Here is a 15,035-nt window from a genome sequence, read left to right as displayed (position 1 = left end):
ATCAGCTGTGCCGGGTCCGGCGGCGCGGACGCTCGCCGCCCTCACCACCCTCGCCGCCGCCGTTGCCGCCCTCGCCACGGTCGCCGCGCTCCGGGCCACGGCCGCCCTTGTCGCCGCCACGCTCGCGGTCGCCCCGGTCACGCGGCCCACGGTCGCCACGGTCGCGGCTGGCCGGCCGGTCGCCACCGGCGGCCTCACCAGCGGCCGGCGCCTCGGCGCCCTCCGGGCGGACCTTGTCCAGGTAGATCTTGCCGCGGGCGTCGATGTCCGCGATCTCGACCTCGACCCGGTCGCCGACGTTGAGGAAGTCCTCAACGCGCTCGACCCGCTTGCCGTCGCCCACCTTGGAGATGTGCAGCAGGCCGTCACGACCCGGCAGCAGCGAGATGAACGCACCGAACGCGGCGGTCTTGACCACCGTGCCGAGGAACCGCTCGCCCTGCTTGGGCAGGGTCGGGTTGGCGATCCCGTTGATCCGGTCGACGGCCGCCTGGGCCGACGGGCCGTTGGTGGCGCCGACGTAGATCGTGCCGTCGTCCTCGATGGAGATCTCGGCGCCGGTCTCGTCCTGGATCGCGTTGATGGTCTGCCCCTTCGGGCCGATCACCATGCCGATCTTGTCCACCGGGATCTTGACGGTGGTGACCCGCGGCGCGTAGTCCGACATCTCGGCCGGAGCCTCGATCGCCGCCTTCATGACACCGAGGATGACCTGCCGGGCCTCGTTCGCCTGCTGCAGCGCGGCGGCCAGCACGTCCGACGGGATGCCGTTGAGCTTGGTGTCGAGCTGGAGCGCGGTGACGAACTCCGGCGTGCCGGCGACCTTGAAGTCCATGTCACCGAACGCGTCCTCGGCACCGAGGATGTCGGTCAGCGTCACGTACTGGGTCTTGCCGTCCACCTCGTCGGAGATGAGCCCCATCGCGATGCCGGCGACCGGCGCCTTCAGCGGCACACCGGCGCTGAGCAGGCCCAGCGTCGAGGCGCAGACCGAACCCATCGAGGTGGAGCCGTTGGAGCCGAGCGCCTCGGAGACCTGCCGGATGGCGTACGGGAACTCCTCGCGCGCCGGCAGCACCGGGATCAGCGCCCGCTCGGCGAGCGCGCCGTGGCCGATCTCGCGCCGCTTCGGCGAGCCGACCCGGCCGGTCTCACCGGTCGAGTACGGCGGGAAGTTGTAGTTGTGCATGTAGCGCTTGCGGTTCTCGGGGGACAGCGTGTCCACCATCTGCTCCATGCGGAGCATGTTGAGCGTGGTGACGCCCAGGATCTGGGTCTCGCCCCGCTCGAACAGCGCCGAACCGTGCACCCGGGGCAGCACGCCGACCTCGGCGGTCAGCGGGCGGATGTCCCGCGGGCCACGCCCGTCCATGCGGACCTGCTCACGCAGCACGCGGTTGCGCACCTCGGACTTGGTCAGCGAGCGGAAGGCGGCGCTGAGCTCCTTCTCCCGACCCTCGAACCGACCACCCAGCTCCTCGGCGACCCGGGCCTTGACCCGGTCCAGGGCCTCCTCGCGGTCGGCCTTGCCGGCGATGGTGATCGCCTCGGCCACCTCGGTGCGGGCCAGCCCGGCGACCGCGTCGTACACGTCGTCCTGGTAGTCCAGGAAGACGGGGAACTCGGTGACCGGCTTGGCAGCGACCTCGGCCAGCTCGCTCTGCGCGCGGCACAGCTCACGGATCGCCGGCTTCGCGGCCTCCAGGCCGCTGGCCACGATCTCCTCGGTCGGGGCGGTGGCACCGGCCGAGATCAGGGCGACGGCGTTCGGCGTGGCCTCGGCCTCGACCATCATGATCGCGACGTCGCCGTCCTCGAGCGTGCGGCCGGCCACGACCATGTCGAAGGTGGCGCGGGCCAGCTCCTCCAGGGTCGGGAAGGCGACCCACTGGCCGTCGATGTGCGCGACCCGGGTGGCACCGATCGGGCCGGAGAACGGCAGGCCGGAGAGCTTGGTCGACATCGAGGCCGCGTTGATCGCCACGACGTCGTACGGGTGCTGCGGGTCGAGCGCGAGGATGGTCTCGACGACCTGGACCTCGTTGCGCAGGCCCTTGACGAACGACGGGCGCAGCGGCCGGTCGATCAGCCGGCAGGTGAGGATGGCGTCCTCGCTGGGCCGGCCCTCACGGCGGAAGAACGAGCCGGGGATCCGGCCCGCGGCGTACATCCGCTCCTCGACGTCGACGGTCAGCGGGAAGAAGTCGAACTGCTCCTTCGGGTGCTTACCGGCGGTGGTGGCGGAGAGAACGACCGTCTCGCCCAGCTGGGCGACGACGGAACCGGCGGCCTGGCGAGCCAGCCGACCGGTGGAGAAGGTGATCTCACGGGTGCCGAAGGACCCGTTGTCGATCACGGCGGTTCGGGATTCGGTGCCGAGGTTGGTCTCGGTCATGTGCTGTAGTGCTCCTTCGCGTCGTGGGCCCCACGACACGGGGAACTGCTCAGCCGGCCGGTCTTCGATCGAAGCGCCCGGGTGGCCGGCATGATGCCGGGATTCCCGGGGGCCACTACCGGAGACCGGTACGCTGACCGGCTCCCTGTCGGGTGGTCGCGCGGCCCGTGTTCTTCAGGTGGGACGCCGATCGGGGGAGCGGCCGGTCGGCCACTCCCCCGTCACGTCACCGGCGCAGGCCGAGCCGCTCGATGAGCGACCGGTAGCGGGCAATGTCCTTCTTCTGGACGTAGTTGAGCAGCCGACGGCGCCGGCCGACCAGCAGCAGCAGCCCACGGCGGCTGTGGTGGTCGTGCTTGTGCACCTTCAGGTGCTCGGTCAGCTCAGCGATCCGCTTGGTGAGGACCGCGACCTGGACCTCCGGCGAACCGGTGTCGCCCTCGGCGGTCGCGTACTCCGCGCGGATCGTGGCCTTGGCTTCCTGATCGAGCGCCATGTTCTCCCTGTTTCAGTGGGTTGATCAAGTAGGTGTCCGTCGTCCCGATGGACCGGGAACGGACTGGTACCTCGCACCCGCGGCGTCGAGCAGGCACGCGAGGCCCCACGCCGGTCACCCGACGTTTCCGCCAGACTACCAGCACCCGCCGGTAGCACCCGGTCAAGGGCCTCGGGCAGGCAGCTGCGTCGCCCGGGAGGATCAGCCCAGAGCGCGCCGGGTGCGTTCGACGTCCTGTTCCATCTGGGCGATCAACGGCTCGATCGAGTCGTACCGGATCTGCCCCCGCAGGTGCGCCACGAAGTCCAGGGCCAGCCGCTCGCCGTAGAGGTCACCGTCGAAGTCCAGCGCATACGCCTCCACCCGCCGCTCCCGGCCGGAGAAGGTCGGGTTGGTGCCCACCGACACCGCCGCCATCAGCGGCTCGCGCTGCCCGCGGCGGATCAGCCGGGCCGCGTACACCCCGTCGGCGGGCACCGCCGCGTACCGGTGGCAGAGCAGGTTGGCGGTGGGAAAGCCCAGTTCCCGCCCACGCTGGTCACCGCGGACCACCACGCCCTCCAGCCGGTGCGAACGGCCCAGCGCGGCCGCCGCCGCGCCCACGTCGCCCGCGTCGACGCAGGAGCGGATGTACGTCGAGGAGAAGACGGTGCCGTCCTCGGCGACCAGCGGGCCGCCCTCCACCGCGAAGCCGAAGGTCTGACCCAGCCGCTCGAGCAGCGCCACGTCGCCGGCCGCCCGGTGCCCGAAACGGAAGTTGCTGCCGACCACCACCAGCGCCGCGTGCAGGTGCTCGACCAGGATGTCGTGCACGAACTGCTCGGCGGGCAGCCGGGAGAACTCCGGTGTGAACGGCACCACGCAGAGCACGTCCACGCCGAGCGCCTCGATCAGCTCAGCCTTGCGGGCGGGCTCGGTGAGCACAGCCGGATGCGAGCCGGGGCGGACCACCTCGGCCGGGTGCGGGTCGAACGTGACCACGACGGACTGCACGCCCAGCTCTCGGGCCCGGGCCACGGCGTGCCCGATGGTCGCCTGGTGCCCCTTGTGCACGCCGTCGAAGACGCCGATGGTGACGACCGAACGCCCCCACCCGCCGGGTGCCGCGTCGTACCCCCGCCACCGCTGCATGCCGCTCCCCTCCGTAAGGAAGGGCCCCTTCTTAACGCCTCGTGCAGAGGAAGGGCCCCTTGTTAACACTCGCCGGGCGGATCCGCGCCGCCGGGCGCCACCCGGCGCGTACCGGCGGCCTCGCCGTCTAGGCCGGGGCGAGCACGATCTCCGCGCGGGCCCGCCCGTCCCGCTCGCTGACGATAGCGATCAGCCCGCCGGCCGGGCCGAAGACGGCGTACGGCCCGGCCAGGCCGGCCGGGTCCAGCGGCCCGCCGTGGGCGAGCACCCGCGCCTCGTCGGGCGTGGCCTCCCGACGGGGGAAGAACCGGTCGGCCGCCGCGTCGAGCGGCAGGTTGACCACGTCCGGGGCGCGCTGCTCCAGCTCGTCGAGGGTGGTCGCCTCGGCGAGGGTGAAGCCGCCCACCGCGGTGCGGCGCAGCGCGGTCAGGTGGCCACCGACTCCGAGCGCCAGGCCCGCGTCCCGGGCGATGGCGCGGATGTACGTGCCGGAGGAGCAGGTGACGTCGATGTCCACGTCCACCACGTCCGGCTCGGTGCGGCGGATCGCCAGCACCTCCAGGTGGGAGATGGTGACTCGCCGCGCCGGCAGCTCGACGTTCTCCCCGTCGCGCACCCGCTTGTACGCCCGCTGCCCGTCGATCTTGATGGCGCTGACCGCGCTCGGCACCTGGTCGATCTCCCCCGTCGACGCGCTCAGCGCAGCCCGGATCGCGTCGTCGGTGACCTGACCGGCCGGGGTGGTGGCGATCACGTCGCCCTCGGCGTCATCGGTGACGGTGGCCTGGCCGAGCCGGATGGTGCCGGTGTAGCTCTTGCCCGCGCCGATCACGTAGGTCAGCAACCGGGTGGCCCGGCCCACGCCGATCACCAGCACGCCGGTCGCCATCGGGTCGAGCGTGCCGCCGTGCCCGACCCGCCGGGTCTTCGCCAGCCGGCGGATCCGCGCCACCACGTCGTGCGACGTCATGCCGCCGGATTTGTCGACCACGATCAGACCATCGGTGCTCACGTCGCCCAAGCCTGCCAGATGCCCCGGATGCCGACGTGTGTGGGCAGGCGCCGCCTCAACGAATCGCGCCGACGACGGCCCAGCGGCCGTCGCGCAGTCGTAGCAGCAGGGCGACCAGCCGGATCACCACGAACAGGGTGAGCCCGGCCCAGATGCCGCCCAGCCCCAGCTTGAGCCCGTACGCCAGCCAGATGGCCGGCAGGAAGCCGCCGAGCGCCGCCACGATGGTGAGGTTGCGCAGGTAGCGCACGTCGCCGGCGCCGATCAGCACGCCGTCGAGCGCGAACACCACTCCGGCCAGCGGCTGCATGGCGACGAACCAGGGCCAGGCCACCATGGCCTGCTCGCGTACCTCGGGGTCGGAGCTGAACAACGACGGCACCACGCCGGCGCCGGCGGCGATCAGCAGCGCGAACCCGACGCCGCAGACGCCGCCGAGCAGCCCGATCCGGCGGGCCAGCGCCCGGGCGCCCGCCGCGTCGCCGGCCCCGAGCGCGGCGCCCACCAGGGACTGCGCGGCGATGGCGAGGGCGTCGAGCACCAGCGCGGTGAAGAACCAGAGTTGGAGCGCGATCTGGTGGGCGCCGACGGCGGCGGCGCCGAAGCGGGCGGCGACGGCGGTCGCGGAGAGGAAGCTGGCCTGGAACGCCACGCCCCGGATCAGCAGGTCCCGGCTGAGCACCAACTGCTGGCGGATCAGCCGGGGTCGGGGTCGCAGCGACACCCGCTCGGCGACCAGCGCGGCGGCGAAGAGCACCCCGGCGAGCGTCTGCGCGATCACGTTCGCCACGGCCGACCCCACCAGGCCGAGCCCGGCGGGGTAGACCAGCAGCGGGCAGAGCAGTGCGGAGAGCAGGTTGGGGCCGAGCACGAAGACCAGCGGGCGGCGGGTGTCCTGCACTCCACGCAGCCAGCCGTTGCCGGCGGCGGCGAGCAGCAGGCCGGGAGCGCCGAGCGCCGCGATCCGAAGCCATTGCGCGGCGGCGTCGGCCACCTCCCCGCCGCCTCCGGCGAGGGTACGTGCCAGCGCGCCCCCGCCGATCTGCATGCCGACGGCGACCAGCAGCCCGACGCCGAACGCCAGCCAGGACGACTGAACACCCTCGGCCACCGCCGCTGCCCGGTCGCCGGCGCCGAAGCGGCGGGCCGAACGCCCGGTGGTGCCGTACGCGACCACGGTGCCGAGCCACGCGGTGAGCGTCATGACCGTGCCGCCGACGGCGAGCGCGGCCAGCGGCACCCGGCCGAGGTGACCGACCACGGCGGTGTCGACCAGCACGTAGAGCGGTTCGGCGGCCAGCACCACGAGGGCTGGCAGGGCGAGGCCGGCGATCCGCCGGGGGGACGCGGCAAGCGTGCTGGTGTCCATCGCCGGCGATCCTGTCACGAGCACGGTAAGGATCGCAAGGAGGGCCAGCACTTACCGGTGAGAACCGGCGGGGCTACCCCGCGGTGCGGGATCAGTGCGTGGCGCAGCCCGGACGGGACCAGGCCGGTCGGGCGGTGACGCCGTGGACGGAAATCGTCGGCGGCGTCACCGCCGGACGGGTCGGGTCACTGACGGGTGTCCATCGACGTCTGCAGCGCGCGGCGGGCCTGCTCGCGGGCGTCGTCGGTGGTCTCCGGCTTGGGCTTGTTCGGCATGGTGGCGCTCCTTCCAGGGTGCGAGCCACCGGCACGCGGCGGCCCTCACGGGCGGTCGTGCTGAGCGCCCCACGGCGGTCCGGGGTTACCGGAGCAGCCGGCTGGGCGGCGTAAGCCCGGGTCGGTCCGACCCTGGAGGGAGGCGGCACGAGGTGTGGCACCACCGCCCACGACCTGCACCGCGGCGCGGCGCCGGCCGTCTCCCAAGCTATCGTTCAGGTCCACATGCTGCCCACGGTTCCCGCTATCTGGACAGGCCGGTACCCGGTTCAGCGGGCCAGGAAGTGCCAGCCCAGCCACCACCAGAAGCCGAACAGACCGATCCGGCCCACCGGCACCGGGCCGACCTCGTAGCGCATCACGTACGCGCAGACCTCGCCCAGCGTGGGGATCCGGGAGCCCTCCCGCCGGGCCAACCACTCGACCACGCCGAAGAGGGCCAGCGCGGTGAGGAAGCCGCCGATCGCGAGCGCCCGCATCATCGCCGCACCAACCCCCAGAACGCGCCCAGCCAGGCGAACCAGGCCGCCGACCGGGTCAGCTGGTCCTCCAGCAGGGGATCGGCCAGCCGGGAGAAGGTGGGGAAGTCGTCGCCCACCGCCAGCACGAAGGTGACGCCTTCGAAGACGCCGAAGATCACGACCGGCAGCGCCCACCAGGCCGCTCCCACACCCAGCCGACGCGGCGCCGGACGACGGGGCACCCGGTTGCTCAGACCGAGCCAGATCAGCACCCCGCCGGTGCCGAGGGTGTACAGGTTGGCCTCGGTGGAGAATGACGCGAACCGGCCACCGACGAGCGACAGGCAGACGAGGACCGGTACGGAGACGGCAGGCCGGTCCCAGGCGCGGGGGGCCTCCATGGTGAGGTCGTGCGGCTGCTCCATCCCGCAATTCTTCCCGGTCTCACCGAACGCGGGAAGACCAACACTCCCCGGAGTTGACCCTGATCTCCCCCTCGGCAGAGCGTGTGGCTGGTCCGCGCACCGGGTGTGCGACACCCGGCGGCGCGAGTGCCTCGATCAGTCGCCGGGGCGGATCAGTGCCGCGTCCAACTGGCCGCGGATCGCCTCGACCACCTGCTCGACGGTGCCCCGACCGGTGAACCCGGCCGCGAACTTGTGGCCACCACCGCCCAGCGCGACCGCCACCCGGCTGACGTCGACCGCGCCCTTGCTGCGCATCGACACGGCCCAGTCGCCGGGCGTGGTCTGCTTCAGCACGCAGCTCACGTCCGCCTCGGCGGTGCACCGCACCGAGTCGATCAACGCCTCCAGCACGTACGGGCGCTGGTCGTGCCGGGCCAGGTCGTCCAGGGTCGCGAAGGTCCACACCAGGCCCCGACCGTCGGCCTCGGCCGGCTCCAGCCGGGCCCGGCCCAGCACCTCGCCGAAGAGCCGGACCGCGCCGAAGGGGCGGGTGTCGAAGACGCGCCGGGAGATGTCACCGGGTGAGATGCCGGTGGCCAGCAGCCGGGCGGCCAGCTGGTGCACGGCCGGGGTGGTCGCCTCGAACCGGAACGAGCCCGTGTCCGTGGTCAGTGCCACGTAGAGGCACTCCGCGATGGCCCGGTCCAACGCCACACCGAGCCGGGCCAGCAGCTGCTCGGCCACCACCGAGGTCGCCGCGGCCGCCGGGTCGACCAGGTTGACCGTGCCGAAGCCGGTGTTCGAGGCGTGGTGGTCGAGCACCAGCGCCGTCCCCGCGGACGACAACCGCCCGACCAGCTCACCGAGGCGCGACTCGCTCGCCGCGTCGAAGCAGATCACCAGGTCCGGGTCGGGATCCGCTGCGCCGGCCGGGACCAGCAGGTCCAGCCCGGGCATCCCCCGGAACGGCTCAGGCACCTCCGGCGGCCCGGGAAAGGTCGCCTGCAGGTGGCGTACGCCGAGCTGACGCAGGCCCAAGCCGAAGCCGAGCATGCTGCCCAGCGCGTCGCCGTCCGGGTTGACGTGACAGATCAGCAGCACCCGGCCGGTCGGCGGAAGGGCGCGCACCAGCGCCTCGGCCGCCACCCAGTCCGCCTGGGTGGGGCCGGCACCGACCGCCGTCGCTAGCTGGGGGCCGGCGGTGCCGGTCACCGCGCTTCCCCACCCCGGGGGTTCTCCGGGACCTCGGCGCCCTCGCCGTCGGTCTCGTCCGTCTCCTCGTCGACCCGGTACGGCTGTGCCTCGCCCGCGTACTTCGCCTGGGCGGCGAGCCGCTGCACCTCGGCGTCCGCATTGCGGGCCGCGGCGAGCAGGTCGTCGATGTGCTTGACCTGATCCTGCACGTCGTCGAGGACGAAGGTGAGGGTCGGCGAGTGCCGCAGCCCGAGCGCCTTGCCGACGGTGCTGCGCAGCAGCCCCTTGGCGCTCTCCAGCGCCGCCGCGGTGTCCGCCTGGGCCACCGCGTCGCCGAGCACGGTGTAGAAGACCGTCGCGTCGCGCAGGTCGGCAGTGATCCGGGCGTCGGTGATCGTGATCATGCCGAGCCGCGGGTCCTTGATCTGGCTCCGCACCACCGACGCGACCAGCTCACGCACCCGTTCCGCGTGCCGGCGTACCTTGGCCGGATCAGACATCTCGCCACCTCCACGGCGTCCTGCTCCCGGCCGACACGGCGACCCGCGGGCCGCCGGCCGACCGGCCAACATCTCGAACACTACCTTCGCGACCGGCCGGGTCGCCCGGCACCGTCGGCACCCTGCTCAGTCGTCCTCCGCGCCGTACAACCGGCGCCGAACCGACAGCAGCTCCACCTCGGGGCGACCGACCACCAGGCGCTCGCAGGAGTCCAGCACCTCGCGGACGTGGGCCGCCTCGGCGGCCACCACGGCCACCGCTATCTGCGCTCGACCGTGCAGGTCGAGCGCTCCCACCTCGGCGGCCGACACCTCGAAGCGGCGCAGCGCCGCCACGATCGGCCGTACATATGATCTCTTGGCTTTGAGCGACCTGGAGTCGCCCGGCAGCAGCAGGTCGAAGACCGCGGTTCCGGTGAACATCGCCCCGGACGATACCGCCAACCCGCCCCACATGATCAAGGGGTTTACGCCGAGCGGCGTAAACCCCTTGATCAGCTTGTCACCGCCGGATCAGGCGCGAACCTTCTCCCGCATCTCGAAGGTCTCGATGATGTCGCCGACCTGGACGTTGTTGTAACCACCCAGGGTCAGACCACACTCGAAGCCCTCGCGGACCTCCGTGGCGTCGTCCTTGAACCGCTTCAGGGAGCTGATCGTGAGGTTGTCCGCCACGACCGCCCCGTCCCGCAGCAGGCGCGCCTTCGCGTTGCGCCGGATGACACCGGACCGGACGATACAACCGGAGATGTTGCCGATCTTGGACGAGCGGAAGACGTCGCGGATCTCCGCGCTGCCCAGCTCGACCTCCTCGTACTCCGGCTTGAGCAGGCCCTTGAGCGCCGCCTCGATCTCCTCGATGGCCTGGTAGATGACGGTGTAGTACCGGATCTCCACGCCCTCGCGGTCGGCCATCTCGCGGACCTTGTTCGAGGCCCGCACGTTGAAGCCGATGATCGTGACCGGCTCGGACGAGGCGCTCGCGAGCATGACGTTGCTCTCGGTGATCGCGCCGACGCCCCGGTCGAGGACCTTGAGCTGGACCTCCTCGGGAATGTCGAGGTTGAACAGCGCGTCCTCCAGGGCCTCCACCGAACCGGAGCCATCGCCCTTGAGGATGAGGTTGAGCGACGTCTTCTCGCCCTCCTTGAGCTGCTCCATGAGCGTCTCGAGGGTGGCCCGGCCACGGGAGTTGGCGAATGCCGCCGCCCGCCGCCGCGCCTGGCGCTGCTCGGCGATCTGCCGCACCGTACGGTCGTCCGCCGCGGCGAGGAACGTGTCACCCGCGCCGGGCGGCGCGGTCAGACCCAGGACCATGACCGGACGCGCCGGCCCGGCCTCGGAGACCTGGTTGCCGTTCTCGTCGAGCATGGCCCGGACCCGGCCGTGCGCCCCACCGGCGACGATCGAGTCGCCCGCCCGCAGGGTGCCCTTCTGCACCAGCACCGTCGCCACCGCACCGCGGCCCTTGTCCAGGTGCGCCTCGATGGCCACACCCTGCGCCGGCCCGTCGATCGGAGCGGTCAGCTCCAGCGACGCGTCGGCGGTCAGCAGGACAGCCTCGAGCAGCTCCTCGATGCCGATGCCCGGCTTCGCGGCCACGTTGACGAACATGGTCTCGCCGCCGTACTCCTCAGCGACCAGGCCGTACTCGGTCAGCTGCTGGCGAACCTTGTCCGGGTTGGCCTCCGGCTTGTCGACCTTGTTGACCGCGACCACGATCGGCACGTCAGCCGCCTTGGCGTGGTTCAACGCCTCGATCGTCTGCGGCATCACGCCGTCGTCGGCCGCGACCACCAGGATCACGATGTCCGTCACCTGGGCACCACGAGCACGCATGGCGGTGAACGCCTCGTGACCCGGGGTGTCGATGAAGGTCACCGCGCGGTCCATGCCGTCGTGCGGCACGTGGACCTGGTAGGCACCGATGTGCTGGGTGATGCCACCGGCCTCGCCGGCCACGACGTTCGCCTTGCGGATCGCGTCGAGCAGCTTGGTCTTACCGTGGTCGACGTGACCCATGACGGTCACCACCGGCGCACGGCTGACCAGACGCTCCTCGGCCACCTCCGCGTCGAGGTCGATGTTGAACTGCGCGAGCAGCTCGCGGTCCTCGTCCTCCGGGCTGACGATCTGGATGTCGAATCCGAGGTGCTCACCCAGCAACTGCAGGGTGTCGTCAGAGCAGGACTGGGTCGCGGTGACCATCTCGCCCAGGTTGAACATCTCCTGGACCAGCGAACCCGGGTTGGCGTTGATCCTGTCGGCGAAGTCCGACAGCGACGCGCCACGGGAGAGCCGGACGACCTGACCCTGACCCCGGGGAGCACCCGAGCTCATGGTCGGGGCCGACAGGTTGTCGAACTCCTGTCTGCGCTGCTTCTTGGACTTGCGACCGCGCGTCGGCCGGCCACCCGGACGCCCGAAGGCACCCGCGGCGCCACCGCCACGGCCACGACCGCCCGCACCCGGACGACCGCCACCACCGGCCGGAGCACCCGGACGGAAACCGCCACCGGGAGCACCGCCGCCGCCGGGACCGCCACGGTAGCCACCGCCACCGCCGGCACCCGCGCCGCCACCGGGGCCGCCGCGGTAACCGCCACCGCCACCGGCGCCACCGCCGGGACCGCCACGGAAGCCACCGCCACCGCCACCGGGACGACCAGCGCCGCCACCGGGACGACCAGCGCCACCGGGGCCGGGACGACCGGCGGCCGGACGCTGACTCGGCATGGACGCCGGGCTGGGCCGCGGCGGCATGGAGTTCGGGCTCGGACGCGGCGGCATGCCCGCCGGGGTGTTGGGCCGGGGGCCACCCGCGCCCGCCGCCGGCGGCCGCTGCTGCTGGCCACCCTGAATGCCGAACGGGTTGTTACCGGGGCCGCGCGCCGGCGGACGACCGCCGGGCCGGGCACCGGGACCCGGTGCCGGCGTGCTCGGACGAGCTGCCGGCGAACCGGGACGGGGCGGCATCGCGGCGGGACCCGGCCGAGGGCCGGGGCGGTTGCCGCCGTCTGCCGGAGGCTCCCGGCGAACGGGGTTGTCCCGCTGCTGCTGACGGGCGGCCTGCGCGGCCTTGACCGCGGCCTCCTGCTCAGCCTTCAGCGCGGCGGCACGCGCCTCCGCGGCCGCCACCTCGATGTCGTGGGCACTCGCCGGCTTGGCGACCGGGGCCGGGGCCGCGGGCTGCGGCGCACCAGGCACCGGACCCTTCGGCTTCGGACCCGGGGCCGGCGCGGCCGGCCGCCGAGGCGGCATCGGCTTGGCCGAGACCCGGGGCGCGCCCGGGGTCGGGGACGGCGTCGGGGTCGAAGCCGGCGCCGGCGCGGGCGCCGACGGGGCGGCCGGCGCCGGAGCACCGGCGGACGCCACTAATGCGTTACGCAGCCGCCGGGCGACGGGCGCCTCGACGGTGCTGGACGCGGACTTCACGAACTCGCCCATTTCCTTCAGCTTGGCGAGAACGGTCTTACTCTCGACCCCGAGCTCTTTTGCAAGCTCGTGTACGCGGGCCTTGCCTGCCACTGCACTCCTCACTCCGAGGTCGTGCGGGCAGCACCCGCAGCGACCTCACTCGTGCACTTGAAGCCTGGTCATTTCAGGGACTTCATCGTGTGCTCATGTCGGTCGTCCTACCCTGCTAGCGACCCTCGCCCGGTCGGGCTGACCGGACGTAGTGGTTGGCGCATCGACGTGCTCCGCCAGCACACCGTGGTCAAGGACCTCGGTGATGCGCAACGCACGCCCGAAGGCGCGGCGCCGCACCGCCAGCGCGAAGCAGGCCGGATCCGGGTGCATGTTCGCTCCCCGACCCGGCAGCCTGCGGAGCGGATCAGGCCGGAGGCTGTAACCAGCCTCGTCTCCGATCGCGACGATCCGCAGCAATTCGCTGGCCGGCGCACGTTGCCGGCAACCCACACAGGTGCGCTCCGGCTGCGCGCGTCGTACCACTGGAGGAAGTCTACCCCTAGCTGCCCGAGATCGCGCCGCCCGGTTCCGGCACGTGATCAGCTGCCCCACGCGCGGCCGGGCTGGTCTGCTCCGCGTCGGACCGAATGTCGATCCGCCAACCGGTCAATCGGGCCGCGAGGCGGGCATTCTGCCCCTCCCGCCCGATGGCGAGAGAGAGCTGGAAGTCCGGAACGGTCACCCGGGCGGCCCGGGCGGCAAGGTCCACCACCTCGACCCGCAACGCCTTGGCCGGCGACAACGCGTTGCCGACGAAGGTCGCCGGGTCGTCCGACCAGTCGATAATGTCGATCTTCTCACCGTGCAGCTCGCTCATCACCGCGCGCACCCGCTGGCCCATCGGGCCGATGCAGGCGCCCTTGGCGTTCACCCCGGGGGTGGTGGAGCGTACGGCGATCTTCGTACGGTGACCTGCCTCACGGGCGATCGCGCCGATCTCCACCGTGCCGTCGGCGATCTCCGGCACTTCCAGCGCGAACAGCTTCTTGACCAGCGCCGGGTGCGACCGGGACAGGGTGATCTGCGGTCCGCGCATGCCCTTGGCCACGTGCACCACCACGCAGCGGATCCGCTCGCCGTGCGCGTACCGCTCGCCGGGCACCTGCTCGGACTGCGGCAGCACACCCTCCAGCTTGCCCAGGTCGACGCTGACGATGCCCTTCTCGGTCCGCGTCTCGTGCGCCTGCACCACGCCGGTGACCAGGTCGCCCTCGCGGCCGACGTACTCGCCGAAGTGCACCTCGTCGGTGGCCTCCCGCAGCCGCTGGAGGATCACCTGCTTGGCGGTCATGGCGGCGATCCGGCCGAAGTCGTGCGGGGTGTCGTCCCACTCCCGCACCAGGGTGCCGTCCTCGTCCATCTCCTGCGCGTACACCAGGGCGGCGCCGGACTTGCGGTCGATCTCCACCCGGGCGTGCGGCTCGGCACCGTCGGTGTGCCGGTAGGCGGTCAGCAACGCGGTCTCGATCGCCGCGAGAATCGTGTCGAACGGGATCTCCCGCTCGCGCTCGAGTGCGCGCAGCGCCGCGAGGTCGATGTTCACCTCTCCTCGTCCTCCACATCATCTTCGTCGTCGATGTCGTCTGAATCGTCGATCTCGTCGGTCTCGTCCGCGTCGTCGAACTCGTCCGGCTCGCCCAACTCGGCGAGCCTGGTGAACTCGACCTGCACCCGGCCCGGGCCCAGCTGGGCGTACGGGAGGAGGGCGCGGCCGTCGTCGGTCTCCAGCTGCACGCCCTCGTCGTCGGCGGCGACGACCCGGCCGGTCAGCTGGCGGTCCCCGGCGGGCTGCTCGCCGCGCTGGCCGGGCAGCCCGGCCGCGCCCCGGGCGGTGACCTTGACCAGCCGGCCCACGTTGCGCCGCCAGTGGCGGGGCAGGGTGAGCGGCCGGTCCACGCCCGGCGAGCTGACCTCCAGCTGGTACTCCCCGGCGACAATGTCGCCGCCGGTCTCCTCGGCGGCGTCCAGCGCGGCCGAGACGGCGCGTGAGACGTCCGCGACGGCGTCCAGGTCGATCCCGCCGTCGGCGTCCACGATCACTCGGACCACGTGTCGCCGGCCGGCCCGGGAGACCGAAAGGTCCTCCAGGTCGTAGCCGACGCCGTTGACCACCGGCTCGATCACAGTCCGCAACCGGGTACGCCGCGCGGCGAGATCACCGCCGCGGGGACCCGCGCCGTCGCGGGGTCGACCTGTCGACCTGGTGGCACGGCCACGCTGCGTCATCTCCGCACCCTTTCCCTGGTCGACGGTCCGGGTTGTCCCGCCATGCCGGCACGCCACCGGAGCGGACGCGCCGGTGGCTGCGCAGAGCGTAACGCGCC

Annotated in this window: 14 protein-coding genes; all 14 read right to left on the bottom strand. The window is 72.4% G+C overall.

Annotation, left to right across the window (positions count from 1 at the left end; all coding sequences use genetic code 11):
* Nucleotide 1: 1 nt before the first annotated feature.
* Complete coding sequence (locus tag ACWD6N_RS19340) at nucleotides 2-2,395, bottom strand: polyribonucleotide nucleotidyltransferase (RefSeq protein ID WP_387325434.1); 2,394 nt, start codon at nucleotides 2,393-2,395, stop codon at nucleotides 2-4.
* Nucleotides 2,396-2,621: 226 nt separating this feature from the next.
* Nucleotides 2,622-2,891 carry a 30S ribosomal protein S15 gene (gene rpsO / locus ACWD6N_RS19335; protein ID WP_074317913.1) on the bottom strand — a complete coding sequence of 90 codons (270 nt, stop codon included), beginning with the start codon at nucleotides 2,889-2,891 and terminating at the stop codon, nucleotides 2,622-2,624.
* Between the two features lie 201 nt (nucleotides 2,892-3,092).
* On the bottom strand, nucleotides 3,093-4,022 hold the full coding sequence (locus ACWD6N_RS19330) for a bifunctional riboflavin kinase/FAD synthetase (protein WP_354963234.1): 930 nt from the start codon (nucleotides 4,020-4,022) through the stop codon (nucleotides 3,093-3,095).
* A 127-nt stretch (nucleotides 4,023-4,149) separates the two neighbouring features.
* The gene (gene truB, locus ACWD6N_RS19325; protein WP_387325438.1) at nucleotides 4,150-5,034 is read right to left on the bottom strand and encodes a tRNA pseudouridine(55) synthase TruB; all 885 of its coding nucleotides are present in this window, start codon (nucleotides 5,032-5,034) and stop codon (nucleotides 4,150-4,152) included.
* Nucleotides 5,035-5,089: 55 nt separating this feature from the next.
* On the bottom strand, nucleotides 5,090-6,403 hold the full coding sequence (locus ACWD6N_RS19320) for an MATE family efflux transporter (RefSeq protein WP_354963236.1): 1,314 nt from the start codon (nucleotides 6,401-6,403) through the stop codon (nucleotides 5,090-5,092).
* A gap of 544 nt (nucleotides 6,404-6,947) precedes the next feature.
* Complete coding sequence (locus ACWD6N_RS19315; RefSeq protein ID WP_199723267.1) at nucleotides 6,948-7,157, bottom strand: DUF6186 family protein; 210 nt, start codon at nucleotides 7,155-7,157, stop codon at nucleotides 6,948-6,950.
* Nucleotides 7,157-7,564: a hypothetical protein gene (locus ACWD6N_RS19310; RefSeq protein ID WP_387325442.1), complete on the bottom strand. Its 408-nt coding sequence runs from the start codon at nucleotides 7,562-7,564 to the stop codon at nucleotides 7,157-7,159. The genes ACWD6N_RS19315 and ACWD6N_RS19310 overlap by 1 nt, the downstream gene beginning before the upstream one ends.
* Before the next feature lie 135 nt (nucleotides 7,565-7,699).
* Nucleotides 7,700-8,758, bottom strand: a complete 1,059-nt coding sequence (locus tag ACWD6N_RS19305; protein WP_450005005.1) for a DHH family phosphoesterase — start codon at nucleotides 8,756-8,758, stop codon at nucleotides 7,700-7,702.
* Complete coding sequence (gene rbfA, locus ACWD6N_RS19300; protein ID WP_354963239.1) at nucleotides 8,755-9,240, bottom strand: 30S ribosome-binding factor RbfA; 486 nt, start codon at nucleotides 9,238-9,240, stop codon at nucleotides 8,755-8,757. The genes ACWD6N_RS19305 and rbfA overlap by 4 nt, the downstream gene beginning before the upstream one ends.
* Before the next feature lie 126 nt (nucleotides 9,241-9,366).
* Nucleotides 9,367-9,663, bottom strand: coding sequence for a DUF503 domain-containing protein (locus ACWD6N_RS19295; protein ID WP_354963240.1), 297 nt, complete (start codon nucleotides 9,661-9,663; stop codon nucleotides 9,367-9,369).
* Between the two features lie 90 nt (nucleotides 9,664-9,753).
* A complete protein-coding gene (gene infB / locus ACWD6N_RS19290) occupies nucleotides 9,754-12,768 on the bottom strand; it encodes a translation initiation factor IF-2 (RefSeq protein ID WP_354963241.1) in 3,015 nt (1,004 codons plus the stop codon).
* A gap of 93 nt (nucleotides 12,769-12,861) precedes the next feature.
* Nucleotides 12,862-13,194 (bottom strand): YlxR family protein, encoded by a 333-nt coding sequence (locus tag ACWD6N_RS19285; RefSeq protein ID WP_354963242.1) that lies wholly within the window; start codon nucleotides 13,192-13,194, stop codon nucleotides 12,862-12,864.
* Nucleotides 13,195-13,210: 16 nt separating this feature from the next.
* Nucleotides 13,211-14,254 carry a transcription termination factor NusA gene (gene nusA, locus ACWD6N_RS19280; protein ID WP_089017218.1) on the bottom strand — a complete coding sequence of 348 codons (1,044 nt, stop codon included), beginning with the start codon at nucleotides 14,252-14,254 and terminating at the stop codon, nucleotides 13,211-13,213.
* Nucleotides 14,251-14,937 carry a ribosome maturation factor RimP gene (rimP, locus tag ACWD6N_RS19275; RefSeq protein WP_354963243.1) on the bottom strand — a complete coding sequence of 229 codons (687 nt, stop codon included), beginning with the start codon at nucleotides 14,935-14,937 and terminating at the stop codon, nucleotides 14,251-14,253. The genes nusA and rimP overlap by 4 nt, the downstream gene beginning before the upstream one ends.
* Nucleotides 14,938-15,035: the final 98 nt, after the last annotated feature.

Source organism: Micromonospora sp. NPDC005163, from assembly GCF_053599835.1.
The sequence above is the reverse complement of the archived record's forward strand: the minus strand, read 5'-3'. Positions and strand labels throughout refer to the sequence as shown.